Genomic DNA, 23,701 nt, shown 5'->3' on the forward strand with positions numbered 1-23,701 from the left:
CCCCGTCAGAGCCGACCCTGCTCCCCGGCGGCCCGCCCCCGGTCAGTCCCGCCCCGCGGGCACGACCACGACCTTGCCGACGACGGTGCCGGACTCGGCCAGCGCGAGTGCCCCGTCGATCTCCTCCAACGGCACCCGGGCGGCGACCGGCGGGTCGATCGCCCCTTCGGCCAGCAGGGCGAACACCGCGCCCAGGTCCTCGGCCAGCCTGCGGCGGTAGCGGTCGAGGGAGCGGTGCCCCTGCCACAGGTTGAAGAAGTGCGCGCTGCGCCGGTTGGGCAGCGCGTTCCACAGCAGCAGTCGGCCGAACAGGGCCAGTACGGGCATCCGCGCGTTGCCCTGCTCGTCCCGGGTGGCGGCGGTGCCGTAGGACACCAGGGTCCCGCCGGGGGCCAGCAGCCGGAAGGAGTCGACGATGGCGGGCCCGCCCACGTGGTCGAACACGGCGGCCGCCCCCTCGGGGGCGAGTTCCCGGATACGTGCGTACATGTCCGGGGCGCGGCGGTCGACGGGCAGTGCGCCCAGGGCGCGGACCGCTTCCAGGTGCCGGGTCGAGGCGGTACCGATGACCGTGGCGCCGGCGCGGCGGGCCATCTGGACGAGCAGTGAGCCGACCCCGCCGTTGGCGCCCAGTACGACCACGGTGTCGCCCCGCCTCACCCGGGCGAGCCGGTGCAGCATGCGGTGTGCGGTGACCCCGTTGACCACGGCGGCCTCGGCGTCGGCCGGGTCCACTCCGTCGGGGACGGGGACCAGGTCGGCGGCGGGCAGGACGACCCGGTCGGCCCAGCCGCCGGTCTTGGTGAGGGCGGCCACCCGGCGCCCGACCAGGGCCGGGTCGGTGTCCGGGCCGACCTCCTCCACCCGGCCGACCAGGTCGTAGCCGGGCACGAACGGGAAGGGCGGCTGGTCGTAGTACTTGCCACGGCGCATCTGCTGTTCGGCGAAGGAGACGCCGGTGGCCTCCACCCGGACCAGGGCGCCGCCGGGGGCGAGGGGGGCCAGGGTGCGGCGGCGCAGGGTGATCTCCTCGGCCGCTCCGGGACCGTGCAGGACGGCTTCGAGGGCGGTGCGGGCGGTGTGCTCGGTGGCGGTCATCGGGGGCTCCTTCTTTCCGGGATCTTGTTTGTGAGTCATCACTTACTTGCGGGGGCCGAGAAGAGCCCCACCGGGTTCGGGTCATCGGCGCCGGTCGGGCGGTTCGGCCGCGCGTGCGGAGAGGCCGGCGGCCCTTCGGGGCGTTTCGGTTCCGCTTATGTATGTGAGTACACACTCACAACTGGAGTATGTCAAGAAGCAGGGCGGAAAAGGGCCGGGACGGCCGGGCCGGCCGCCCCGGAACGCGGTCAGCGCGCCGAACGGTAGGGTGCGGCGTTCACCAGCGTCACCCCGATCACCGCCCCGCTCGGGGAGGTGAAGGTGCGCCGCTCACCGCGCGCCGCCCCCAGCGGCGACCGCGGCGAGTACACCGTCACTGCGTCCGCCACCGGGGCGTCCCGGACCCCGAGCAGGAACTCCTCGGTGTCCTCCTCGCCGTCGTAACGGATCGTCAGCACCTTGCCGGGCGCGGCCACCCCGTCGTCGGGCGCCGCCTCCTCGACCACGGCCTCGCGCAGCAGCCGCTCGATCGTCTGCACCCGGGCCAGGCGCACGGCCGGGTCGTGAATGTAGCGGGGCGCGGGGACGGTGTCCCCCGCGCCCCCGGCGTCCGACCCGGAATCCGCTCCGATGCCGTCCTCGGGGGGTGTGCTCAGCACCCGCAGCTCCTCCTTGAGCCGTTCGTACGCCTCCCGGGTCATCCAGGTGTCGGTGGTCTTGTACATGGGGCGTTCCTTGTCTTCACGAACAAGCGCCACGGACGCTGTCCGTGGCGCGGATGGGAGTACGCGAGGGCCGGGGGGCGCTGTCCCCCGAATCGAGTGTGTCCACCGGCGGCGGGCGCCCCGTTATCGTGAAAGGACAATCACGGCACGGGTTCTTGTCGAATTTCGACAACGGAGGAGGCGGTGCGGTGATCAACCTCGACCGGCTCGTCAACGTTCTGGGCGGCTACGGCGCCCACCTGGTCGGTGACGGCCACCTGCGCCGCCGCGAGCTGCGCAGCGTCGCCATGCACGACCCCACCGACGACGCGCCGCCGCCGGGCGACGCCTTCCTCGCGGTGGGGATCGACGCCTCCGCCACCGCCCTGCGGCTGGCCGAACAGGCCCGCGCCGTCGTCGTCATCGTCCGCTCCGCCACCGGGCCCGCGGCCGGTATCCGCGCCGAGCTGCGCGAACGCGGCATCGCCATGGTCGTGGTCGAGCCCGCCGTGTCCTGGAGCCAGATCTCCGGCATCGTCTACGGGCTCGTGCTGGAGGGCCGCGAGACGGAGTCCGGGCGCGGGCCCAGCGACCTCTTCGCCCTGGCCGACACCGTCGCCGCCGAGGTCGGGTCGCCCGTCGTCATCGAGGACCGGGCCTGGCGGGTGATCGCCTACTCCGCCGGGCAGGCCGACACCGACCGGGCCCGCCGGGACACCGTCATCGCCCGGCGCGCCCCCGCCGGGATCCGCGACCGCCTGGAGTCCGACGGGACCGCGGCCCGGCTGGCCGCCGCCGACGCGCCGCTGTACGTGCCCGCCCTGCCGGAGTTCGGGATGGGCGGGCGCACCGCCGTGCCGATCCGGGTGGGCCGCGAACTCCTCGGCTCGCTGTGGGCGGTCGGGGACACGCCCCTGGACGCCGAGAGGGCCCGGGCGCTGAGCGAGGGCGCCCGCACGGTGGGCCTGCACATGCTGCGCGCCCGGGTGAGCAGCGACCTGGAGCGCCAGGTGGAGTCGGAGTCGGTCATCGACCTGCTGGAGGGGTCGGAGGACCCGGAGCGGGCCGCCGACCGGATCGGGCTGCCCGCCGACGGGCTGCGGGTCATCGCTCTGCACGCCCGGGCCGCGCCGCCCGACGCCGCCGTCCTGCATCTGTTCGAGCAGGTCACCACCGGATTCGGCTGGTCGCGTCCGGGGCGCAGCACCCTGCTGGGGACCACCGTCTACACGGTGCTGCCCTGCGCCGGGGAGGTCGCCCCGGCCCTGGAGTGGGTCCGTGCCACGGTGCGCGGCCTGCCCGCCCACCCCGGCGTGGCCGCCGGGGTGGGCGGCGCGGCGGGCGCGGGAGACCTGCCCGCCGGCCGTCAGGAGGCCGACGAGTGCCTGATCCTGGCGGGGGACCGCGCCGCCCCCGTGGTCTACGACGACGCCTGGGACGAGGTGCTGCTGCGCCGCCTGCGGCTGTCCGCCGAGGCCGGGCGGCTGCCCGGCCGCAACCCGGTGGCGGTGCTGGCCCGCCATGACGCCGACCAGGGGACCGAGTACACCGGCACGCTGCGGGCCTGGCTGTACGCGCACGGCGACCCGGCCGTCGCCGCCGAGCTGCTGGGCGTGCACCCCAACACGGTCCGCTACCGGCTGCGCCGCCTGCGCGGCGTCGCCGACCTGCGCTTGCACGAACCCCGGGCGCGCGTCGCGCTCACCGTCGCCCTCGCCGCCCTGCCCGAGGACCCCTGACCCCCGGTCAGCCCCGGTAGGGGTATCCGCCGCGTTCGGCGATCAGGCGCTTCCTGTGCTTGCCGCGGCGCACGGCGGTGGTGATGATGAGGATCAGCCCGAGGGCCAGTCCGGCCAGCGGGATGAGGAAGAACGCGGCCAGGGCGCCCGCGATGTCCCCGGCCATACCGAAGTCCGCCGGGACCGCGGCCACGGCGTAGGAGGCGTCCCGGGCGCCCTCGCACACCAGCGTGTACTCGCCCGACTCCTGCGGAGAGGCCGCACCGACCAGGGTCCACTCCGCGGTCTCGTGGGTGAACCCCGGGTCCGAGAACCCGACCGGTTCCCCGGCGGGGGCGACCAGGCCGCAGTCGTCGGGGGAGCCCAGGGCGGAGGTGGAGTACAGCGCGACGATCGCGGTCTCGGTGCCCGGGGTGTGCGAGAAGGCGCCCTCACCGCTGCCCGGCACCTCCACGGCGAGGTCCGGCAGTGCCACCGCCCGGGCGATGAAGAAGACGAAGAGCACGATCCCGGCGATGCCGCCGAGCACGATGGCGAGGCCGCCCGCCCAGTAGCCCGCCCGGCCGGGGCGCAGCTCGGCGGGGTCGACCCGGGGCGGTGTCGGCGGCTGCTGTGCGTACATGGTCGTTCTCCCGATTCTCCTGCGCCCGCCCCGACCCGCGGTGCGGGGCGAATCCTCGGCCGGCGCGCTCACCACGGTGAGACGGAGGCCGGAGCGCGCGGGTTGCGGTCCGTGGCCGACCGCACATGCGGACGTTCATGACATGTGGTGACGAACGGGTGCGATCCATCGCCGGTTGCGCGGAACCCCTTGTCATCAGCCCCGTACCCGGTTTGAATCGTGGGATCCCCACCTCGACGGGGGTGAGCCGGGCCGGGCCGCGCCGCGGCCCGACGCCGCCTCACGCACAGGGGGAGGCCGTGATGCCCTGGACATGGAACGCCTGGCCGTGGGACGCCGATCCCGACGCCGTGCGCAAGGACGTCGCGCTCGCCCACGAGGACTTCACCGGCTCCGGCCGGGTGCGCGGCACCGTCCGCCCGGTCGTCGGCGAATCCTGGCGGCGCAGCGCCCGCCTGGGCATCGACCCGGACGGCGTCTCCCCGCGCATCGAACTGTCCGGCTCCGACCTCGCCGACTACCGCGATGCCCACCCGCTGGCCGCCACCCTGCCGCTGCTGCGCAGGCTGCTGCTGGACACCGCGCCGGGGCCGCAGATCGTCGCCGTCGGCGACGCCGCTGGCCGACTGCTGTGGGTGGAGGGCGACCACCGGCTGCGCAGCAAAGCCGAGGACATGCGCTTCGTCGAAGGCGCCAACTGGCACGAACGGTCGGCGGGCACCAACGCCCCCGGCATCGCACTCGCCCTGGACCACGAGGTGCAGGTGTTCGCCAGCGAGCACTTCGCCCGCAGCGTCCAGCCGTGGAGCTGCTCGGCCGCGCCCCTGCACGACCCCGACACCGGGGCGCTGCTGGGCGTCCTCGACATCACCGGCGAGGACCTGGTGGCCTCTCCCCAGGCGCTGGCCCTGGTGCGGGCCGCGGCCACCGCGGCCGAGATGGAGCTGAGGGCCCGCCGCATCGCCGGGGTGCTGCCCGGTCCGCGCCCGTCCCCGGACGACCCCGCGCGGGTGCCCGACCACCTCATGCTCGAAGTCCTGGGCCGCGACGGTGCCCGGCTCACCGTGGACGGGCGCGCCACGGAGCTGAGCGCCCGCCACTCCGAGATCCTCCTGCTGCTGTCGTCCGCCCCGCGCGGGCTGAGCGGCGCCGCCCTGGGCGCCCGGCTGCACGAGCGCGACAGCGCCCCGGTGACGGTCCGCGCCGAGATGTCCCGGCTGCGCCGCCTGATCGGCCACGACCTGCTGGCCTCGCGTCCCTACCGGCTGCTGTGCCCGCTGCCCACCGACGCCGACACGGTGCGCGAGCGGCTGTCCGGCGGTGACCGGACCGGCGCCCTGCGCGCCTACCGGGGGCCGGTGCTGCCCGGCTCGGAGGCCCCGGGGGTGATCGAGATCCGCGAGGGCCTGGACGCCGAGCTGATCGGCGCGCTCGACGGGGAGAAGGACCCCCGCGCCCTGCTGGCCTGGGCCGAGCACCCCGAGTGGCGCGACGACCCCCGGGTGCTGAGCGCCGTGCTGCGCTCCCTGGACCCCGACTCGCCGAGCCACGCCGCCCTGCGCGGACGGCTGCGCTGGCTGGGGGAGTGACCACCCCCCGCGGCAACGCGGCTGCAACGTGCTCGCAACGTAGGCGTGACTAGCGTCACGGTCGTCGACCCCCGTTGATGACCGCCGGGTTCCCGCCCGGCGCATAAGGAGGCTCACCATGGCCGTGTACGCTCCCCCCGGACAGCCCGGCAGCATCGTGGAGTACGCCCCCCGCTACGAGAACTGGATCGGCGGCGAGTGGGTGAAGCCCGTCAAGGGCCGCTACTTCGAGAACCCCGCCCCCGCCACCGGCAACACCTTCACCGAGGTGGCGCGCGGCACCGCAGAGGACATCGAGCTCGCCCTCGACGCCGCCCACGGAGCCGCCCCCGCCTGGGGCCGTACCTCGGCGGCCGAGCGCGCCGTGATCCTCAACAGGATCGCCGACCGCATGGAGGAGAACCTGGAGCGCCTCGCCGTCGCCGAGTCCTGGGAGAACGGCAAGCCGGTCCGCGAGTGCCTGGCCGCGGACCTGCCGCTGGCCGTCGACCACTTCCGCTACTTCGCCGGGGCCGTCCGCGCCCAGGAGGGACACACCTCCCAGATCGACGGGGACACCGTCGCCTACCACTTCCAGGAGCCGCTGGGCGTGGTCGGCCAGATCATCCCGTGGAACTTCCCGATCCTCATGGCCACCTGGAAGCTGGCGCCCGCGCTGGCCGCGGGCAACGCCGTCGTGCTCAAGCCCGCCGAGCAGACCCCGGCGTCCATCCTGGTCCTGATCGAGCTCATCGGCGACCTGCTGCCGCCCGGCGTGCTCAACATCGTCAACGGGTTCGGCGTGGAGGCGGGCAAGCCGCTGGCGAGCAGCTCCCGGGTGCGCAAGGTCGCCTTCACCGGAGAGACCACCACCGGGCGCCTGATCATGCAGTACGCCTCGGAGAACCTCATCCCGGTCACCCTGGAGCTGGGCGGCAAGAGCCCCAACATCTTCTTCGAGGACGTGGCCTCGGCCCGGGACTCCTACTACGACAAGGCCCAGGAGGGCTTCACGCTGTTCGCCCTCAACCAGGGCGAGGTGTGCACCTGCCCCTCCCGGGCGCTGATCCAGTCGTCCATCTACGACTCCTTCCTGGGCGACGCCCTGGAGCGGGTCGGCCGGATCAAGCAGGGGAACCCGCTGGACACCGAGACCATGGTCGGCGCCCAGGCCAGCAACGACCAGCTGGAGAAGATCCTGTCCTACATCGACATCGGTCGGCAGGAGGGCGCCGAGATCCTCGCGGGCGGCGAGCGCGTCGACCCGGGCGGGGACCTGTCCGGCGGCTACTACGTGGCCCCGACCGTGTTCGGGGGCGACAACACCATGCGCATCTTCCAGGAGGAGATCTTCGGCCCGGTGGTGTCGGTGACCCGGTTCGAGGGCTACGCCGACGCGATCAAGACCGCCAACGACACCCTGTACGGCCTCGGCGCGGGCGTGTGGTCCCGCGACGGCAACACCGCCTACCGGGCGGGCCGCGACATCCAGGCGGGCCGGGTGTGGGTGAACAACTACCACTCCTACCCGGCGCACGCCGCGTTCGGCGGGTACAAGCAGTCCGGGATCGGACGCGAGAACCACAAGATGATGCTCGACCACTACCAGCAGACCAAGAACCTGCTGGTCAGCTACTCCGACGAGGCGCTGGGATTCTTCTGATGGACGCCGGGGCCGACGTGGAGCGGGTGGCCGTCACCGACGCGGCCGCCGCCCTGCTCCGCGACCTGCGGGCCGAGCACGGGCCGCTGATGTTCCACCAGTCCGGCGGGTGCTGCGACGGCAGTTCGCCCATGTGCTATCCGGCCGGGGAGTTCCGCACCGGGGCCTCGGACGTGCACCTGGGCGACCTGGACCCGGGGACGCCCGAGCCGGTGCCGGTGTGGATGTCCCGCTCCCAGTTCGAGCTGTGGAGCCACACCCACCTGACCATCGACGTCGTCCCCGGGCGCGGGGCCGGTTTCTCGTTGGAGGCGCCGACCGGCAACCGGTTCCTCATCCGCTCCCGACTGATGACCGACGCGGAGGCCGAACGCCTCCCGTGACCGACCACGGTGCCGCCCGGGCTACCCGCCCGGGACGGCCCATCCCAGGAGGGGAAGGAGAGGGCGGGCCCGGGGATGCTCCCCGGGCCCGCCCGATCACCCCGTACCCCTTCACTCGGCCCGCCGGGCGGAGTCCTCCTCGCGCTTGCGCGCCAGCCGCTCGGCGAGGTCGTCGCGGACCAGCAGGTCCTCGCGGATGCGCCCGGTGCGGTAGCCCACCCGGGCGGCGATGTGCCCGGCCACCGGGATCGTGACGACCTGGAACAGGCCCACCAGCAGCAGGGTGCCGACGTTGAACACGTTGGTCTCCTCCACCGGCGCCAGGCGCAGCCCGATCCCCACCAGCACCAGCAGCATCCCCAGCACCTGCGGCTTGGCCGCGGTGTGCATCCGGGACAGCAGGTCGGGGAAGCGGATCAGGCCCACCGCCGCCACCACCGACAGCAGGGCCCCGGCCAGCAGGCACAGGATCGCGATCCAGTCGAGGACCGTGACGAGCTGATCGCTCACGGCCGCCCCCCTTCCTCGTCGGCCGACGGGGCACCCGGGACCGGGTGGACGACATCGGTCGGGGTGGCCACGTGCTCCTCCGGGCGGCGGGCGACGAACTTCGCGATGCTGATCGTCGCCACGAAACCCACCAGCGACAGCACCATCAGGGTCGGCAGGACCGTGGGGTCGCGGTGGAGGGCGGCGTAGGCGCCGAGGCCGACCAGCGCCGAGGCGAGCAGCACGTCCACCGACAGCGCCCGGTCCAGGATGCTCGGGCCCAGCAGCAGGCGCACCATGCTCAGCAGGGACGCGACGGCGAGCAGGGCGGCGATGACGGTCCACAGGGTGTTCACGCGCTCTCCTTCCCGGAGGGGGACGCCGCCTCCAGGGTCTCGATGTCCTCACGGGTGCCGAGGGCCCGCACGAGGAGACGCTCCAGGACCATGACGTCCCGGACCCCCTCCTCGATGCCCGCGTCGTCGGCGGCGCCCAGCACGTGGACGTACAGGATCCACTCGTCGCGCGAGACCTCGACGATGACCGTGCCCGGGATGATCGAACTGGCGATGGCCGTGCACACCAGCATCAGGTCCGACTGCGTGCGCATCGGCACGGCCACCACCGAGCTGCGCACCTCGCCGGGGGAGAACACCTGGGCGGTCACCCGGAAGCTCGCCGTGAACATCTTCCCGATGATGTGCAGCACCAGGTGCGCCAGCGGGAGCGGGTGGAGGCGAAAGCCCGGGGTGATCGGCGGCAGCGGGAACACCAGCATGATCGCCACCGACACCAGGAAGCCCAGCACGAACAGGCCCAGGGACTCCCAGCGCCACTGGAACCCGTTGAACAGCAGCAGCCAGACCAGGGTCATGCCCAGCGCCACGGGGATCTGGACCTTGCCCAGCCGCCTCCGCAGCGCGGTCGCCCCGGCCCTCTTCCCGGCCTTCCCGACGTTCTGCGCGGTCATCGGTCACCTCCCAGGACGGCCTCGATGTAGGGGGTACGGGCCAGCAGTTCGGTGGCCGCCTCCGAGGAGTAGGCGATCAGCGGGCCCGCGAACACCGTCAGGGCCAGGCCGAACCCCACCAGTGCGATCGTGGCGCCGACCATGGTCCTGGGCAGGGCCACCGAGGTCACCAGCGGGGTGGACACCGTGGCCGTGCCGCCGATGCGGGAGGAGGGGCCCACGGCCTCGCCCGGACCCAGGGCCGCGGTCGAGGAGTCGTCGGCCTCGGTGTCCTCCAGCACGGTCCCGGGGTCGGCGACCTTGCCCTCGGAGGGCGCCCGCCAGAACGCGTAGTTCCACACGCGGGCGATCACGTACAGGGTCAGCAGACTGGTCAGCACCGACGCGCCCACCAGCAGGTAGGCCAACGGGGTGCCCTCCTGCACACCGGCCTGGAGCAGGCCGACCTTGCCCAGGAAGCCCGACAGCGGCGGGATGCCGCCCAGGTTCATCGCCGGGATGAAGAACAGCACGGCCAGCAGCGGCGCGATCCGGATCAGTCCGCCCAGGTCGTCCAGGTTCGTGGACCCGCCGCGGCGCTCGATCAGACCCGTGGTCAGGAACAGCGTGGTCTGCACCGTGATGTGGTGGGCGATGTAGAACACCGCGCCCGCCAGGCCCATCTGGCTGCCCAGCGCCACCCCGAACACCATGTACCCGATATGGCTGATCAGTGTGAACGACAGCAGACGTTTGATGTCCGTCTGAGCCACGGCGCCCAGGATGCCCATGATCATGGTCGCCAGCGCCACCCACATGAGCAGGTTGTTCAGGTCCTCGCCCGGGAAGAAGAGCGTGTGCGCGCGGATGATCGCGTACACGCCGACCTTGGTGAGCAGGCCCGCGAACACCGCGGTGACCGGTGCCGGGGCCGTCGGGTAGGAGTCGGGGAGCCAGGCGGCCAGCGGGAACACCGCGGCCTTGATGCCGAACGCGAAGAGCAGCATCACCTGGAGCACGATCTTGAGGTGGCCGTCCAGCTCCGGCAGCCGTTCGGCGAGCTGGGCCATGTTGACGGTGCCGGTCGCGCCGAAGGTGAGCGCGATCGCGATGAGGAACAGCACCGACGACACCAGGGACACCACCACGTAGATGGCGCCCGCCCGGATCCGCGACTGGGTCCCGCCCAGGGTCAGCAGCACGTAGCTGGCGGTCAGCAGGATCTCGAAGCCGACGTACAGGTTGAACAGGTCGCCGGCCAGGAAGGCGTTGGAGACACCGGCGACCAGGATCAGGTACGTGGGCTGGTACACCGACAGCGGCGCCACCTCGGCCCGGCTGGCCATGCCCTGACCGATGGAGTACACCAGCACGGCCAGGGTGATCGCCGCCGACACCGTCACCATGAGGGCGGACAGCCGGTCCGCCACCAGGGTGATGCCGATCGGCGCCTCCCAGCCGCCCACCTGCACGACCTGCGGACCCAGGGCGTCCGCGCCGAGCATCAGGACGAACCCGACGAACAGCACGAAGGTCAGCGCGATGATGCTCAGCCACTGCTGCACCTTGGGCCAGCGGCTGCCCATGGCCAGCTTGACCCCGGCCGCGAACAGCGGCACCACCACCGGGAGCGGGATGAGGTAGTGGAGGAGACCCGCGAAGTAGTCCCAACTCATGCTCAGTCACTCCCTTGCAGGTCGCTGTCCTCGGCGCGGGCCAGACGCTCGCGCTCGGCCCGCATGGTCTGGGCGGCCTGGCGGCGCTGGGCCCGCACCCGGCGGCGCAGCTCGCGCCACAGCTCGCGTTCGGCGGCCCGGTCGGCCCGGCGGTGCTCGCGCAGCCGCCTGCGGCCCAGGCGGATGCGTCCGCGCAGCTCCTGCACCTGGGCGGTCATGGTCTCCGCCCGGTCGCTGAGGCGGCGCATGGTCTCCTGGGACTGCTCGTCGATCCCGCTCTCCTCGACCTCGACCTCGTAGCGGGCCAGCTCGGCCTGGGCGCGGGCGATCTCGGCCTTGATGCGGGCCTGCTCGGCCAGCTCCTGGGCGTCGGCCGCGGCGATGGTCGCCTGGAGCTCCGCCCGCTGGCGCCGGATGTCGGCCTTGAGCCGGCGGCGCTCGCGCACGAAGCGGCGGCGCAGCGCGCGCCGCCCCTCGCCCTGGACGATCCGGAGGTCCTCGGCGTCGTCCTGGACCTCGTCGTTGCCCTCCAGCTGCCAGCTCCGGTAGGCCATGGCGAGCAGGAACGCCGTCACACCCAGGGTGATGACGATGGCCGTCAGGATCATCGCCTGCGGCAGCGGGTCGGTCATCTCCTGCGGTTCGCTGAACCACAGCAGCGGAGGCCCGCCCATGGTCCCGGCCATGGCCAGGATCATCAGGTTGACGCCGTTGCTGAGCACGATGAAGCCGAGCAGCACCCGGCTGAGGCTGCGCTCCAGCAGGAGCACCACCCCGACCGCGACGAGCACCCCGATCAGCAGGACGAGGGTGAGACTGGGCGAATCGTTCACGAGGTGACCTCCTCGACGGGCTCGGGGGCGCCGGGCCCGGCGGTCGCCCGGACCCGGGCCGCGTCCCGCTCGATCTGCTCGTCGATGCGGGCGCCGAGACTGCGCAGGATGTCCAGGATCAGACCGATGACCAGCAGGTACACCCCGATGTCGAAGAAGAGGGACACCGTGATGTGCGGTTCTCCCAGGATCCACAGGTCCACGTGGAAGTCCCCGCCCGCGAGGACCTCGTCGCCGAAGATCGCGCCGCCGATCGCGATGCCCGTGGAGATGGCCAGGCCCAGGCCGATCAGCGCGCCGGGCTGCACCCAGGCGGTGTTGTACAGCTCGAACCGGCCGCCCGCCAGGTACCGGACGATGAACGCCAGACCGGCGACGATGCCGCCGGCGAAGCCGCCGCCGACCGCGCCGTGCCCGGTCAGCAGCAGGTACACGGAGATCACCATGATCACCGGGAACAGGAAGCGCGAGACCACCTCGAAGATCACCGAGCGGCGCTCGGTGGGCAGCGCGTCCGCGCCCGGGAGCCAGGTGTGGTTCCACTGGGGCTTGACGTGCAGGTTCTCCGGGGCCACCCGCAGCCCGCCCAGGTCGATCCGGGCCTGGCCGTCGGCGGCCTGCCGCCCCGCGGAGGTGACCGACACGGCCATCACCCCGCCGGGTGCCTTGCGCGGCTGGGTGCGGCGGACGAACATCAGGCTGGCCACCCCGGCGGCCGCGGCGACCAGGACGGAGATCTCGCCCATGGTGTCCCAGGCGCGGACGTCCACCAGCAGCACGGAGATGATGTTGTAGCCGCCCGCCTCCTCGGCGGCCGCCGGGTAGAGCCGGGAGATCGACGGCTCCTGGCGGCCGGCCAGGGCGAACCAGGTCATGGCGGCGACCAGGGTGCCGGTGGAGGCGCCGATGGCCAGGTTCCATATCCGGCGGCCCTTGAGCGCGGGCGCCGAGAAGTGGCTGGGGAAGCGGCGCAGCACCAGCACGAAGACCACCAGGCTGACGGTCTCGACCAGGAACTGGGTGAGTGCGAGGTCCGGCGCGCCCAGCAGGTAGAACATGGCCGCCACGCCGTAGCCGCCGGTGCCGACGAGGATCACCGCGAACAGGCGCCGCCGCATGAACAGGGTCAGCAGGGCGGTGGCCGCGATGATCACGGCCGGGATGACCTGGATCGGCGTGTCCCACAGGCGGACCCGCGGGTAGTCGCCGTCCCAGATGGGCTCGGAGATGACCCAGTAGCCGGCCACCACGACCAGGCTGACCAGGATGGTGCCGAGGTAGACCGGCAGTGAACCGCGCTGGGTGCTGCCGGTGACCTGTAGGGCCAGGTTCTCCAGCCCGGCGAGCATGCGCCGGTAGACCCGGTCCGGGTCGACCACCGAGGTGCGGGTGCCGATCCAGACGACCGCGCTGCGGACCCGGAACAGCAGGAGGCCGCCGACGACGCAGGCCGCGGACAGCAGCAGCGGCAGCTCGAAGCCGTGCCACAGGGCCAGGTGCGTCTCGTAGGCGCCGGGCGCGAGCGGGACGGAGTCGGCGTACAGCGCGAGCAGCGGGTCGATCCGGTGCGACAGCGGCCCGCCGATCAGGCTCAGACCCGCCATGAGCGCGGCCGGGGCCAGGAAGAGCGGGCCGGGGCCGTGCACCGGGGTGGGCGCCACGTCCGCCTTGTCGAAGAACGCGCCCCACAGGAAGCGCAGTGTGTAGGCGACCGTGAGCGTGGAGCCGGCGACCATGCCGACGAGCACGACCGTGTCCACCACGCCGCCGTGGGCGTAGGCGCCGAAGGCCAGCTCCTTGGCGGCGAAGCCGAGCATGGGCACCAGCCCGGCCATGGAGGCCAGGGCCAGGACCGAGGTCCAGAAGGTGCCCGGCATGGATCTGCGCAGCCCCGAGAGCTCGCGCAGGTCGCGGGTGCCGGTGCCGTGGTCGATGATGCCGACCACGAGGAACAGGGGGGCCTTGAACAGCGAGTGCGCGATGAGCATGGAGATGCCGGCCAGGGCCGCGGCCCGGGTGCCGGTGCCCAGCAGGGCGATGAGGAAGCCGAGCTGGCTGATGGTGCCGTAGGCCAGGACCAGCTTGAGATCGTACTGGCGCAGCGCCTTCCAGCCGCCCAGGATCATCGTGAGCACGCCGAAGCCGAGGGCCGTCGAGGTCCACACGGCCGAGTCGGGGAACGCCGGGGTGAGGCGGGCGACCAGGTAGACGCCCGCCTTGACCATCGCCGCCGCGTGCAGGTAGCCGGAGACCGGCGTGGGCGCGCGCATGGCGGCGGGGAGCCACAGGCTGAAGGGGAACAGCGCGGACTTGGACATCGCGCCGACCATGATCAGGCCCAGGGCCACCTCGACGGCGATGCCGCTCGGGGGGGCGGCGACGATCTCGGAGATGACGTAGGTCCCGGCGGTCTCGCCGAGCACGATCATGCCGACGAGCATGGTGAGCCCGCCGAAGGTGGTGACGGTCAGGGCCGTCATGGCCGCGCGGCGGCTCTCCTTCAGCTCCGTGCTGTGCCCGATGAGCAGGTAGGAGAAGACCGTGGTCAGCTCCCAGTACACGAACAGCTGGATGAGGTCGTCGGCCAGGACGAGGCCGAGCATGGCCCCGGCGAAGGCGACGAACACCCCCGCGAACCGCCCCAGTCCGGGTTCGGAGTCGCTGAAGTAGCGCGCGCAGTAGATCAGGATCAGGGCGCCCACGCCGGCGGCGATGAGGGTCATCACCAGGCCGAGGGTGTCCATGTACAGGCCCAGGCGCAGCGAGAACGCGGGGGCCCACGCGACGGATCCGGCGAGCGCGCCGCCGTCGAGGATCACGGGGAGTTGGAGGAGGGCCCAGACGGTGGCGGCGCCGGGCACGACGGCGAGGGCGAGGAACGCGTTGCGGCCCCACAGCCGGACCAGTAAGGGCGCGATCGCCGCCGCGATGAAATGCGCGATCAGCACTGTTGTCAATGCGCCCCTCCCGGATCGTTCCGGGCCCGCCCGGTGTTTCGGGCGGACGTCCGCTGCCCCCAGCAGCAGACCGATTCGCCCACAACCGGATGCGTGGACGGGGTGTCACTACGGTGTGAGGGGGCAAGGATCTACGTAACTTGTATGTACATGCTATTTAATAGCTAGACTACACAAACGTCAAACCACCGCGCGGGTCCAGACGGGCCCCGGTGCCCGTCCAGCCTGCGAGGAACGTTTCGTGTCCGACGAGACCCCCGAGTCCAGCGCCGAGCGACTCCGTGCCGCCGACCGTGGAGTCGCGGCCGAGCGTGCCCGTGAGTTCGAGGGCGTCGGACTCGATTCCCCTGTCGGTCTCGAAGAGTTCCAGCGCGCCTGGACGGAACTGATCAACGCGGCGATCCACGCCCGTTCCCGCAGCGGACACGGGCATCGGGCGGCGGACGACCTCACCCTCACCCAGGCCCTCCTCATGGAGGCCGTCCGCGGGCTGGACAGTCCCAGCGTAGGCGCGGTGGCCCAGGTGGTGGGGGTGTCCTCCCCCTCCGCCACTCGCATGATCCAACAGCTCGAACGCAAGGGCATGATGGCGCGCCGCAGGTCGGAGCGGGACGAACGGAGCACGGTGGTGGCCATCACGCAGGAGGGTGAGAAAGCGCTCGCCCACCGCCGCCGCAGCATGGAGGCCAGACAGCGGCGCGTGTTCGAGGCGATCCGCCCCTCCCTGCGCCCCGTCGTGCTGGAGCTGCTCCGCGATCTGCGCGACGCCATGGACGACACCTGAGGGACGGCCCGGGGGTATCCGGGCCCTCCTTTCCGGTCCCTTCACCCGTTCCCATTCCCCGGTCCTTACGGTCTGCCGTCGGCATATCTGCCGCAGGCCGAAACAGTGGCATCCGCTGCGGCCCGCCGCGCAGGGTGGAGGCACGGCCGGTGCGGGCGAGGGATCCGCGCCAGCGGCCGGGAAGGGAAGGGGGCCACTCCATGTCGATGACCGGAACCAGGGCCACGGCCTCGCACGAGGCCGAGGGCGGAGCGTTCGACGACCAGCTGTCCGCCCGCCTGCTGCGCAGCCGCATCGTGCTGCTGGGCACCCAGGTCGACGAGACCAGCGCCAACCGGGTCTGTGCCCAGATCCTGCTGCTCGCCGACGAGGACCCGCACAAGGACATCACCCTGGCCATCAACAGCCCCGGCGGCGTCGTCTCCGCCGGGCTGGCCATCTACGACACCATGAACTTCGTGCCCAACGACGTGTCCACCCTGGTCATGGGGTTCGCGGCGAGCATGGGGCAGTTCCTGGCCTGCACCGGAGCCCACGGCAAGCGGTACAGCCTGCCGCACGCCCGCATCATGATGCACCAGCCCTCCGGCGGGCTCGGCGGCACCGCCGCCGACATCGCGATCCAGGCCGAGAACCTGGCGCACACCAAGCAGACGATGATCCGGCTCATCGCCGAGCACACCGGGCAGAGCGAGGAGACCATCTCCCGCGACCAGCACCGGGACGCCTGGTTCACCGCCGAGGAGGCCAGGGAGTACGGGTTCGTCGACCACGTGGTCACGTCCCTGTCGGAGATCAACGGCACCGGCATCCGGCTGGGCGCGGGCGCCCCCGGGTTCGTCCGGCGCGAAACGGAGGGCGTGCGATGAGCGGGCGCTACACGGTCCCCATGGTCGTCGAGCGCACGCCCCGGGGCGAGCGGTCCTTCGACGTGTTCAGCCGGCTGCTGTCGGAACGGATCATCTTCCTGGGCACGCCCATCGACGACGACGTCGCCAACGTGGTGATGGCGCAGATGCTGCACCTGGACCACGAGTCCGCGGACACCGACATCCAGCTGTACATCAACTCTCCGGGCGGCTCCAACACCGCCCTCACCGCCATCTACGACACCATGCGCTTCGTCCGCGCCGACGTCGCCACGGTGTGCATGGGGCAGGCCGCGTCCGCCGCCGCGGTGCTGCTCGCCGCGGGAGCACCCGGCAAGCGCCGGGCCCTGGAACACGCGCGGGTGCTGCTGCACCAGCCCTCGGGGGAGGGCCAGGGGGTGGCCGCCGACCTGGAGATCCAGGCCGCGGAGATCCTGCGGGTCCGATCCCAGGTGGAGGAGATCCTGGCCCGGCACACCGGGCAGACCCAGGAGCGGCTGCGGGCCGACACGGACCGGGACAAGATCTTCACCGCCCACCAGGCGAAGGACTACGGGCTGGTGGACACCGTCATCAGCACCCGGGAGGCGGTGCCGGTGTGAGCCGGGCCGGTCGGGGCCGCACCGCGGCCCCGACCGGGCGGTGCGGGGACGCTCCTATGAGGTCACGGTCGCCCGTCCGGTCGCGTGCGGCGGCCTCCCCGTACAGGCCGACGAATCCCGTAAGGGACGACCTTGCGGTGTCGGCCAGGCCGTGGGTCGGACCTGCGGGAGAAGCCACTGCACATCCTCGCGGTCAGGCCGCCAGGGACACCGACAGCACGGAGACGGTGGCGGTCGCCCGCGGCGCGGCGGTCGGCGTGTAGGAGCCGGTCCGGCCGCCGAGCGGCCGCGGTACGGCCATGACCGTCTCCCGGTGGAGCTCGGCCAGCACGTCGGTGAGGCTCAGCCCCAGGGACCGGTAGACCGCGGCCAGCACCTCCGAGGACGCCTCCTTGCGGCCGCGTTCGATCTCGGACAGGTACGGGAGCGAGACCTGGGCGTCCTCGGCCACCTCGCGCAGGGTGCGGCCCTGCTCCACACGGGTCCGGCGCAGCAGGCCGCCGATGAGGTCGCGCATCAGGGGCTCGGGCTCGGGGACCCGGTCGGTGCCCCTGCGGGCCTCGTCCAGGGAGCGCAGGACATCGGTCATCGGGGCCTCCGGTCTCGTGCTCGGGATGCGCACTGGTCCTCCCCGCAGCCTACGCTCGCGGCCGCGGGCCGGGGAGGGCCGTCCCCGGCCTTCTGCGGACGGCAGAACGATGTTCGGCGGTCGGACCGTCACGGATGGGCTCTTCAGCGGCTCCGGCGGGGGTTGATCGGCTTCGGCCGGGGCGCGGACGGGGTGGTGGGCGCCGCACTGCTCGGGACGGTCACCCTGCCACCGCTCTTCGCGACCTACGCCGCCCTGTGCCCGGCCGGTCCGGTGCGCCGCTCCCCGGTGGGCGGATGGCTGTCGGCGGTCCTGCTCACGGTCACCGGTCTGGGCGACCTGTGGGGTGGGGCCCGCCCCGGCCCACGCACCGGCGGTCCGACCTGGACGAGCAGGGGAACCTCCGGGCCCCCGGATGGACCCCGGCCGGACGCCGCCGCGCTGGGGCCGACCCCTCCCGGTGAAGCGGTGCAACCGCCAAACGGCTACAAAAGATTTTTCTCCTTCGGGGGTGTGACGGGTTCGTCGCTCTGAGAAAGGGAACGGTGAGAGGTGTCCGACCTTGGGGAGGGACCTTGGAGATCACCGGAATCATCAGCGCGGTCATCGTGGGCCTGATCATCGGAGCCCTCGGCAGACTCGTCGTCCCGGGGAAGCAGCACCTGCCCATCTGGCTGACGCTGATCCTGGGCATCGTGGCGGCCTTCATCGGCGGTTGGATCGCCGCGTTCTTCACGACCATGTGGATCATCGTCCTGATCGTCCAGGTCCTGGTCGCAGCCGGGATCATCTACCTCGCCGACGGGATGTACGCCAAGAACGCCAAGGGGGCCGCCCCCTAGGGAGGCGGGCCCCGTTCTCCGCTCGGGCCGTCGGGCCGCCTCTCGCTGCGCCGCGTGCGCTCGGACAGCCGAACCCGGGCTGGCCCGCGCTCGTCGTCGTGCGAGAGATCGCCCGGCGGCCGCTCGTGTCCTTCGGTGCGAGCGCCGAGCCGCACGAGAGCATCCGCCGGACACGCCCGAGGGAGGCGGGCCCCGTTCTCCGCTCGGGCCGCCGGGACTACCCGGCGGCCTTCGGCACGTCCACCGTCCGGCCCTCGCGCAGGGCGGTCTCGGCGGCCGCCAGGACCGCGACCACCTCGCGGCCGAACCGCACGTCCAGGGGGTCGCCGGGGGTCCCCTCCACCTGGGCGATCAACCGGTCGACCGCCACCCCGAACGCCTCCACCGCGGACCTGTCGCCGCTCGGGACCTCGGCCCGGCCCGCCTCGCCGAACAGCACCACCTCGAACCCCTGTGCCTTCTCCGGGGCGTCGAGGGTGACCGAGAACGTGCCGACGGCACCGCCCCGGTGGCGGGTGAGCAGGTGCACGGTGTCGCGGGGCCCGGCCATCGCCGCCACCGCCTCCACCGGACCCAGCACCGGCAGCACCACCGACAGCACGTGCGGGCCCACGTCCCACAGGCCGCCCTTCTCCCTGCGCCACGGGGAGGCGCCGTACGGGTTCCCCGGGCGGAAGATCGACGCGAACAGGGTCGCCCGCACCCCCTGCCAGCCGCCCCGGTCGGCGGATTCGCGCACGAAGGCGTCGATCCCGTCGGAGAAGCGGTTGGTGAAGAACACCATCGACGCCAGCCCGCGCGCCCCGACCTCGGCGACGACCGCGTCGGCGGCGTCGGTGGTGAGCGCCAGCGGCTTGTCCAGCAGCAGGTGCTTTCCGGCGCGGGCCGCCCGCAGCGCCAGGTCCGCCTGCACGTCCGGCGGCAGCGCCACGGCCACGGCGTCCACGTCCGCCAGCAGCGCGTCGAGGTCGGCGTAGGCCCGCGCGCCGTACCGGTCGGCGACCGCCTCCGCCTTCTCCGGGGCCCGGCCCCACACCCCCACCAGCTCCGCCCCCGGGTGGGCGGCCAGCGCCGCCGCCTGCGTCTCGGCCGCCCAGTGGCCGGTGCCCAGCAGCCCGAACCTCAGACCCATGTGCATGCTCCTTCGTCCGTCTCGTGGCCGTTCGCCCATTCTTCCCGGAAGCGCTCCCACAGGGTCGGGGCGGGTGCCGCGAACGAACTCTCCGGGACGGACGAGGTCAGGAGAGGCGGCGGGCGCCGGGGGAGGGGACGGCGGCGAAGAACGCGGGCGCGGTGAAGCCGCGCTCCTTGTAGGCGTCGCGGACCGCGTCGGCGACGGCGTCGGCGCGGTCGGCGTCGACCAGGGCGATCACGCAGCCGCCGAACCCGCCGCCGGTGATGCGCGCGCCCAGCGCGCCCGCGGCCAGAGCGGCGTCCACGGCGGTGTCCACCTCCGGGACGCTCACCTCGTAGTCGTCGCGCAGGGAGGCGTGCGAGGCGGTCAGCAGCGGCCCGACCTCGGCCACCGCGCCCGCCCGCAGCAGGTCCACGGCCTCCAGCACCCGGGCGTTCTCGGTGACCACGTGGCGCACCCGGCGCCGGGTGCGGTCGTCGGGCAGGGCGGCCAGCGCGCCGGGCAGGTCGGTGACGTCGCGCAGGGCGGGGACCCCCAGCAGCCGGGCGGCCTCCTCGCAGCCGCGGCGGCGTTCGGCGTAGGCGCCGTCCACCAGCCGGTGCGGGGCGCGGGTGTCCACCACCAGCAGGGTGAGCCCGTGCGCGGCCGGGTCGAAGGGCACGTGTTCGGCGACCAGGGTGCGGGTGTCCAGGAACAGGGCGTGGCCCTCGCGGGACAGCATCGACGCCGACTGGTCCATGATCCCGCAGGGCATGCCGACGAAGTCGTTCTCGGCCCGCTGGGCCAGGCGGGCCGTCTCCTCCGGGGCGGGCGGGGCGTCCCCGGCGACGGCGAGCAGGGTCGCGCACACCAGGGCGGCGGAGGAGGACAGCCCCGCCCCGGAGGGGATCGTCCCGTCCGCGTACAGGTCCAGGCCGCCCGCGGGGAGCCCGGCGTCGGCCAGCGCCCACAGCGCGCCCGCCGGGTACGCGGCCCAGCCGGCCACCGTCCCCGGCGCGGGGAGGGCGGCGGCCTCGAAGACCTCCGGGTCCTGCGCGGACCGGAACCGCAGCCGCCCGTCGGCGCGGGGCGCCGCCGCGACGGTCACCGCGTGGGGGAGGGCGACGGGCAGCACGAACCCGTCGTTGTAGTCGGTGTGCTCGCCGATGACGTTGATCCGCCCCGGCGCTCGCCACACCCCGGCCGGGTCGTACCCGAACACCGCGCGGAACCCCCGTGCCGCGGCACTCACGCCGGCTCCCGGGCGGCGGCGCGGGCCAGGGTGAACTCCCAGGCGTCGGCGACGGTGTCGGCGAGGGAGCGGCGGGGCTCCCAGCCCAGTTCGGTGCGGGCCCGGTCGTTGGAGGCGACCAGGACCGACGGGTCGCCGGGGCGGCGCGGACCGTCCTCGACGGCGACCGGGCGGCCGGTGACGGCGCGGACGGTGTCGATCACCTCGCGCACGCTGTGGCCGCCGCCGGTGCCCAGGTTGTACACCCGGTGCCTCCCCGGGGAGGCGGCGTCCAGTGCCAGCAGGTGGGCCTGCGCCAGGTCGGCGACGTGCAGGTAGTCGCGGACGGCGGTGCCGTCCGGGGTGGTGTGGTCGGTGCCGTGCACCCGGGCCGGGGTGCCCTCCAGGGCCGCCCGCAGCAGGTTCGGCAGCAGGTGGGTCTCCGGGTCGTGCCGCTCGCCCAGGCCCTTGTGGGCGCCGGCCACGTTGAAGTAGCGCAGGCTCACCGCGCCCAGCCCGTACGCGTGCGCCCACGACTCCAGCATCCGGTCCACGGCGAGCTTGCCCGCGCCGTAGGGGTTGGTGGGCACCGGCGGGTCGTCCTCGCGCAGCGGGGCGGCGGAGGCGGGCTCCCCGTACACGGCGGCGGTGGAGGAGAACACCAGCCGGTCGACGCCGTGCCGGGTCATGGCCTCCAGCAGGGCGAGCGTGCCCGCCACGTTGGTCCGCCAGTACTTCCCGGGCGCGGTGACGGACTCGCCGACCAGCGACTTGGCGGCGAAGTGCAGGACGGCGCCGGTGTCGGGGGTGAGGACGTCGGCGGCGTCGGTCAGGTCGGCCGTGACGGTACGCGCCCCCGGGGGGACGGCGTCGCGGTGGCCGGTGGACAGGTCGTCGAGCACGGTGACGTCGTGCCCGGCCTCCAGCAGCAGGGCGGTCACCACACTCCCCACGTACCCGGCGCCTCCGGTGACGAGCAGTTTCAAGGTGCGGCCTCCCTGAGCCGGCGGGCGACGGTCTCGGGCGCGACGTCGCTGACGAACACACCCATGCCGGATTCGGTCCCCGCCAGGTATTTGAGTTTGTCGGGTGCGCGGCGCACGGAGAACACCTCCAGGCGCAGCCGGGACAGGTCGCGGCCGGTGCGCACGGGCGCCTGGTGCCAGGCCGAGATGTAGGGCAGCGGCAGGCCGAACAGGCCGTCCAGGCGGTGCAGCACGTCGAGGTACAGCGGTCCGAAGTCGTCGCGTTCGGCGTCGGTGAGGGCGGGCAGGTCGGGCACCGGGCGGTGCGGGTACAGGTGGACCTCCACCGGCCAGCGGGCGGCCGACGGGACGAACGCCGTCCAGTGCTCACTGCGGGCGACCACCCGCAGTCCCGCCTCCTGCTCGGCGCGCAGGACGTCGGCGAACAGGTCGCCGCCGGTGCGTTCGCGGTGGGCCCGCGCCGACTCCAGGATCCGCTGCGTACGCGGGGTGACGAACGGGAACGCGTAGATCTGGCCGTGCGGGTGGGGCAGGGTCACCCCGATCTCCGCCCCCCGGTTCTCGAAGCAGTACACCTGCTCGGTGCCGGGCAGGGCGGACAGCGCCTCGGTGCGCCGGGTCCACGCCTCCAGGACGGTGCGCACCCGGCGGGGCGTGAGGTCGGCGAAGGAGGCGTTGTGGTCGGGGCCGAACACCACCACCTCGCAGCGCCCGGTGCCCGGCCGACGGGACCGCCCCACCTCGCCGACGTCGTCCAGGAGGGGGCCGTCGCCCGCGGCCAGGGACGGGAAGCGGTTCTCGAACACCACCACGTCGTAGTCGTCGGCGGGGACCTCGGTGGCGCGGTCGGCCGTGGACGGGCACAGCGGGCAGGCGTCGGCGGCCGGCATGTGGGTGCGGTCCTGCCGGTGGGCGGCGATGACCACCCACTCGCGCAGCAGCGGGTCGAAGCGCAGTTCCGAGGCGGCGGAGAAGGGCGGCAGGTCGCGCCGGTCGGGTGCGGGGACGCGGGGCGGGGCGCCGCCCTCGTCGAAGTACACGATCTCGCGCCCGTCGGACAGCCGGGCCGGGGTGATGCGGACGCCGTCCGCGGCGGTCCGGCTCATGCCGGGTCCTCCTTTTCCGTCTCCGCGGGGCGGACCTCGGCGATGACGAGGCGGCCCACGCGCTCGCCGAGCACCTCGCGGGCCCGCGGGTCCAGCCCGTCGTCGGTGACGAGCACGTCGCAGCGGTCCAGGGGCACGATGGTGCTGATGCCGACGGTGCCCCACTTGCTGTGGTCTGCGGCCACCACCAGGGTCCCCGCCGCCTCCACCAGGGCCCGGTCGGTCTCGGCCTCCAGGAGGTTGGGGGTGGTGAACCCGGCGCGCTCCTGCATGCCGTGCACGCCCAGGACGAGCAGGTCCAGGTTCAGCCCCCGGATGGAGGCGAGCGCCAGCGGACCCACGAGCGCGTCGGAGGGGGTGCGGAAGCCGCCGGTGAGGGCGACCGTCCGGTCCGGGCGTGCGGCGCGGTGGAACACCTCGGCCACCGGCAGGGAGTTGGTGACGACGGTCAGCCCCGGCGTGTCCACCAGGTGCTCGGCGACCAGCGCGGTGGTGGTGCCGCCGGACAGCCCGACCGCTCCGTGCGGGGGTACGAGCCCGGCGACGGCGCGGGCGATCGCGTGCTTCTCGTCCTCTTGGAGGGCGGACTTGGCGGCGAACCCGGGCTCCTCGGTGCGGGCCCGGGCGACGGCCCCGCCGTGCACCTTGCGCAGGGCGCCCCGCGCCTCCAGGACGTCCAGGTCACGGCGGACGGTCATGTCCGAAACCGCGAGGCTCTCGACCAGGTCCGCGACCCGGACCGCGCCGGTGCGCCGGATCCGGTCGAGGATCAGCTCCTGCCGTTGGGCGGCCAGCATCGTTTCCCCTCGACTGATGGAAAATGTTCGATCCTGTTGGAAACAGTGCATCATGGGCTGTCGAAGTGTCAACACCGGCAACGAGAACACTTCGCTCCCC

General features: G+C 73.2%; 23 protein-coding genes. 8 read left to right on the plus strand and 15 right to left on the minus strand.

What is annotated here, in order from left to right; translation table 11 throughout:
• Positions 1-42: 42 nt before the first annotated feature.
• Entirely contained in the window at positions 43-1,098 is a 1,056-nt protein-coding gene (locus tag QJS33_RS08035; protein ID WP_306367239.1) for a medium chain dehydrogenase/reductase family protein, read from the minus strand.
• Positions 1,099-1,346: 248 nt separating this feature from the next.
• Positions 1,347-1,823, minus strand: coding sequence for a transcription elongation factor GreAB (locus QJS33_RS08040; RefSeq protein WP_306367240.1), 477 nt, complete (start codon positions 1,821-1,823; stop codon positions 1,347-1,349).
• Positions 1,824-2,011: 188 nt separating this feature from the next.
• Between QJS33_RS08040 and QJS33_RS08045 the strand changes: the two genes are divergently transcribed.
• Positions 2,012-3,541, plus strand: a complete 1,530-nt coding sequence (locus QJS33_RS08045) for a CdaR family transcriptional regulator (protein WP_306367242.1) — start codon at positions 2,012-2,014, stop codon at positions 3,539-3,541.
• Positions 3,542-3,548: 7 nt separating this feature from the next.
• Here QJS33_RS08045 and QJS33_RS08050 read toward each other — a convergent pair whose 3' ends face one another.
• A complete protein-coding gene (locus QJS33_RS08050) occupies positions 3,549-4,163 on the minus strand; it encodes a hypothetical protein (protein ID WP_306367243.1) in 615 nt (204 codons plus the stop codon).
• A gap of 302 nt (positions 4,164-4,465) precedes the next feature.
• On the opposite strand from QJS33_RS08050, the gene QJS33_RS08055 reads away from it, so the two are divergent.
• From QJS33_RS08055 to QJS33_RS08065, 3 genes are all read left to right on the plus strand, one after another.
• Positions 4,466-5,752, plus strand: coding sequence for a GAF domain-containing protein (locus QJS33_RS08055; protein ID WP_306367244.1), 1,287 nt, complete (start codon positions 4,466-4,468; stop codon positions 5,750-5,752).
• 118 nt (positions 5,753-5,870) lie between these two features.
• Positions 5,871-7,394, plus strand: coding sequence for an aldehyde dehydrogenase family protein (locus QJS33_RS08060; RefSeq protein WP_306367245.1), 1,524 nt, complete (start codon positions 5,871-5,873; stop codon positions 7,392-7,394).
• Positions 7,394-7,777 (plus strand): DUF779 domain-containing protein, encoded by a 384-nt coding sequence (locus tag QJS33_RS08065; protein WP_306367246.1) that lies wholly within the window; start codon positions 7,394-7,396, stop codon positions 7,775-7,777. The genes QJS33_RS08060 and QJS33_RS08065 overlap by 1 nt, the downstream gene beginning before the upstream one ends.
• A gap of 111 nt (positions 7,778-7,888) precedes the next feature.
• Here the strand turns inward: QJS33_RS08065 and mnhG are convergent, their stop codons facing one another.
• Genes mnhG through QJS33_RS08095 form a run of 6 tightly spaced genes read right to left on the minus strand, consistent with a single transcriptional unit; the run spans position 7,889 to position 14,672 of the window.
• A complete protein-coding gene (mnhG, locus tag QJS33_RS08070) occupies positions 7,889-8,287 on the minus strand; it encodes a monovalent cation/H(+) antiporter subunit G (RefSeq protein WP_306367247.1) in 399 nt (132 codons plus the stop codon).
• Positions 8,284-8,622 carry a monovalent cation/H+ antiporter complex subunit F gene (locus QJS33_RS08075; RefSeq protein WP_306367248.1) on the minus strand — a complete coding sequence of 113 codons (339 nt, stop codon included), beginning with the start codon at positions 8,620-8,622 and terminating at the stop codon, positions 8,284-8,286. The genes mnhG and QJS33_RS08075 overlap by 4 nt, the downstream gene beginning before the upstream one ends.
• Positions 8,619-9,236, minus strand: a complete 618-nt coding sequence (locus tag QJS33_RS08080) for a Na+/H+ antiporter subunit E (RefSeq protein ID WP_306367249.1) — start codon at positions 9,234-9,236, stop codon at positions 8,619-8,621. Before QJS33_RS08080 ends, QJS33_RS08075 begins: the two co-directional genes overlap by 4 nt.
• Positions 9,233-10,891, minus strand: coding sequence for a Na+/H+ antiporter subunit D (locus tag QJS33_RS08085; protein ID WP_306367250.1), 1,659 nt, complete (start codon positions 10,889-10,891; stop codon positions 9,233-9,235). The genes QJS33_RS08080 and QJS33_RS08085 overlap by 4 nt, the downstream gene beginning before the upstream one ends.
• A gap of 2 nt (positions 10,892-10,893) precedes the next feature.
• Entirely contained in the window at positions 10,894-11,724 is an 831-nt protein-coding gene (locus QJS33_RS08090) for a Na(+)/H(+) antiporter subunit C (RefSeq protein ID WP_306367251.1), read from the minus strand.
• Positions 11,721-14,672: a Na+/H+ antiporter subunit A gene (locus QJS33_RS08095; RefSeq protein ID WP_306367281.1), complete on the minus strand. Its 2,952-nt coding sequence runs from the start codon at positions 14,670-14,672 to the stop codon at positions 11,721-11,723. The genes QJS33_RS08090 and QJS33_RS08095 overlap by 4 nt, the downstream gene beginning before the upstream one ends.
• A gap of 394 nt (positions 14,673-15,066) precedes the next feature.
• Between QJS33_RS08095 and QJS33_RS08100 the strand changes: the two genes are divergently transcribed.
• From QJS33_RS08100 to QJS33_RS08110, 3 genes are all read left to right on the plus strand, one after another.
• Positions 15,067-15,465 (plus strand): MarR family transcriptional regulator, encoded by a 399-nt coding sequence (locus QJS33_RS08100; RefSeq protein ID WP_372339614.1) that lies wholly within the window; start codon positions 15,067-15,069, stop codon positions 15,463-15,465.
• A 206-nt stretch (positions 15,466-15,671) separates the two neighbouring features.
• A complete protein-coding gene (locus QJS33_RS08105; protein WP_306367282.1) occupies positions 15,672-16,334 on the plus strand; it encodes a ClpP family protease in 663 nt (220 codons plus the stop codon).
• Positions 16,331-16,936, plus strand: a complete 606-nt coding sequence (locus QJS33_RS08110; RefSeq protein ID WP_306367253.1) for an ATP-dependent Clp protease proteolytic subunit — start codon at positions 16,331-16,333, stop codon at positions 16,934-16,936. The genes QJS33_RS08105 and QJS33_RS08110 overlap by 4 nt, the downstream gene beginning before the upstream one ends.
• A 193-nt stretch (positions 16,937-17,129) precedes the next feature.
• Here QJS33_RS08110 and QJS33_RS08115 read toward each other — a convergent pair whose 3' ends face one another.
• A complete protein-coding gene (locus QJS33_RS08115) occupies positions 17,130-17,525 on the minus strand; it encodes a helix-turn-helix domain-containing protein (RefSeq protein WP_306367254.1) in 396 nt (131 codons plus the stop codon).
• A 575-nt stretch (positions 17,526-18,100) separates the two neighbouring features.
• Here QJS33_RS08115 and QJS33_RS08120 point away from each other — a divergent pair.
• Positions 18,101-18,367 carry a GlsB/YeaQ/YmgE family stress response membrane protein gene (locus tag QJS33_RS08120; protein ID WP_306367255.1) on the plus strand — a complete coding sequence of 89 codons (267 nt, stop codon included), beginning with the start codon at positions 18,101-18,103 and terminating at the stop codon, positions 18,365-18,367.
• Between the two features lie 217 nt (positions 18,368-18,584).
• On the opposite strand, the gene QJS33_RS08125 is transcribed toward QJS33_RS08120, so the two are convergent.
• The 5 genes from QJS33_RS08125 to QJS33_RS08145 form a co-directional block, all read right to left on the minus strand.
• Entirely contained in the window at positions 18,585-19,499 is a 915-nt protein-coding gene (locus QJS33_RS08125; RefSeq protein WP_306367256.1) for a Gfo/Idh/MocA family protein, read from the minus strand.
• A 106-nt stretch (positions 19,500-19,605) separates the two neighbouring features.
• Complete coding sequence (galK, locus tag QJS33_RS08130; protein WP_306367257.1) at positions 19,606-20,733, minus strand: galactokinase; 1,128 nt, start codon at positions 20,731-20,733, stop codon at positions 19,606-19,608.
• A complete protein-coding gene (galE, locus tag QJS33_RS08135; RefSeq protein ID WP_306367258.1) occupies positions 20,730-21,698 on the minus strand; it encodes a UDP-glucose 4-epimerase GalE in 969 nt (322 codons plus the stop codon). Before galE ends, galK begins: the two co-directional genes overlap by 4 nt.
• Entirely contained in the window at positions 21,695-22,804 is a 1,110-nt protein-coding gene (gene galT / locus QJS33_RS08140; RefSeq protein ID WP_306367259.1) for a galactose-1-phosphate uridylyltransferase, read from the minus strand. The genes galE and galT overlap by 4 nt, the downstream gene beginning before the upstream one ends.
• Positions 22,801-23,601 carry a DeoR/GlpR family DNA-binding transcription regulator gene (locus tag QJS33_RS08145; protein ID WP_306367260.1) on the minus strand — a complete coding sequence of 267 codons (801 nt, stop codon included), beginning with the start codon at positions 23,599-23,601 and terminating at the stop codon, positions 22,801-22,803. Before QJS33_RS08145 ends, galT begins: the two co-directional genes overlap by 4 nt.
• Positions 23,602-23,701: the final 100 nt, after the last annotated feature.

Origin of the sequence: Nocardiopsis sp. CC223A (assembly GCF_030766825.1) — a bacterium.
Classification (GTDB): domain Bacteria; phylum Actinomycetota; class Actinomycetes; order Streptosporangiales; family Streptosporangiaceae; genus Nocardiopsis.

Excerpts from the sequence above, each read along its gene's own strand:
- QJS33_RS08125 (WP_306367256.1), bottom strand. The coding sequence starts at position 19,499 with ATGGGTCTGAGGTTCGGGCTGCTGGGCACCGGCCACTGGGCGGCCGAG.
- QJS33_RS08060 (WP_306367245.1), top strand. The coding sequence starts at position 5,871 with ATGGCCGTGTACGCTCCCCCCGGACAGCCCGGCAGCATCGTGGAGTAC.
- QJS33_RS08080 (WP_306367249.1), bottom strand. The coding sequence starts at position 9,236 with ATGACCGCGCAGAACGTCGGGAAGGCCGGGAAGAGGGCCGGGGCGACC.
- QJS33_RS08055 (WP_306367244.1), top strand. The coding sequence starts at position 4,466 with ATGCCCTGGACATGGAACGCCTGGCCGTGGGACGCCGATCCCGACGCC.
- QJS33_RS08085 (WP_306367250.1), bottom strand. The coding sequence starts at position 10,891 with ATGAGTTGGGACTACTTCGCGGGTCTCCTCCACTACCTCATCCCGCTC.
- QJS33_RS08110 (WP_306367253.1), top strand. The coding sequence starts at position 16,331 with ATGAGCGGGCGCTACACGGTCCCCATGGTCGTCGAGCGCACGCCCCGG.
- galT (WP_306367259.1), bottom strand. The coding sequence starts at position 22,804 with ATGAGCCGGACCGCCGCGGACGGCGTCCGCATCACCCCGGCCCGGCTG.
- QJS33_RS08105 (WP_306367282.1), top strand. The coding sequence starts at position 15,672 with ATGACCGGAACCAGGGCCACGGCCTCGCACGAGGCCGAGGGCGGAGCG.
- QJS33_RS08145 (WP_306367260.1), bottom strand. The coding sequence starts at position 23,601 with ATGCTGGCCGCCCAACGGCAGGAGCTGATCCTCGACCGGATCCGGCGC.
- QJS33_RS08115 (WP_306367254.1), bottom strand. The coding sequence starts at position 17,525 with ATGACCGATGTCCTGCGCTCCCTGGACGAGGCCCGCAGGGGCACCGAC.
- QJS33_RS08050 (WP_306367243.1), bottom strand. The coding sequence starts at position 4,163 with ATGTACGCACAGCAGCCGCCGACACCGCCCCGGGTCGACCCCGCCGAG.
- QJS33_RS08065 (WP_306367246.1), top strand. The coding sequence starts at position 7,394 with ATGGACGCCGGGGCCGACGTGGAGCGGGTGGCCGTCACCGACGCGGCC.
- QJS33_RS08035 (WP_306367239.1), bottom strand. The coding sequence starts at position 1,098 with ATGACCGCCACCGAGCACACCGCCCGCACCGCCCTCGAAGCCGTCCTG.
- QJS33_RS08040 (WP_306367240.1), bottom strand. The coding sequence starts at position 1,823 with ATGTACAAGACCACCGACACCTGGATGACCCGGGAGGCGTACGAACGG.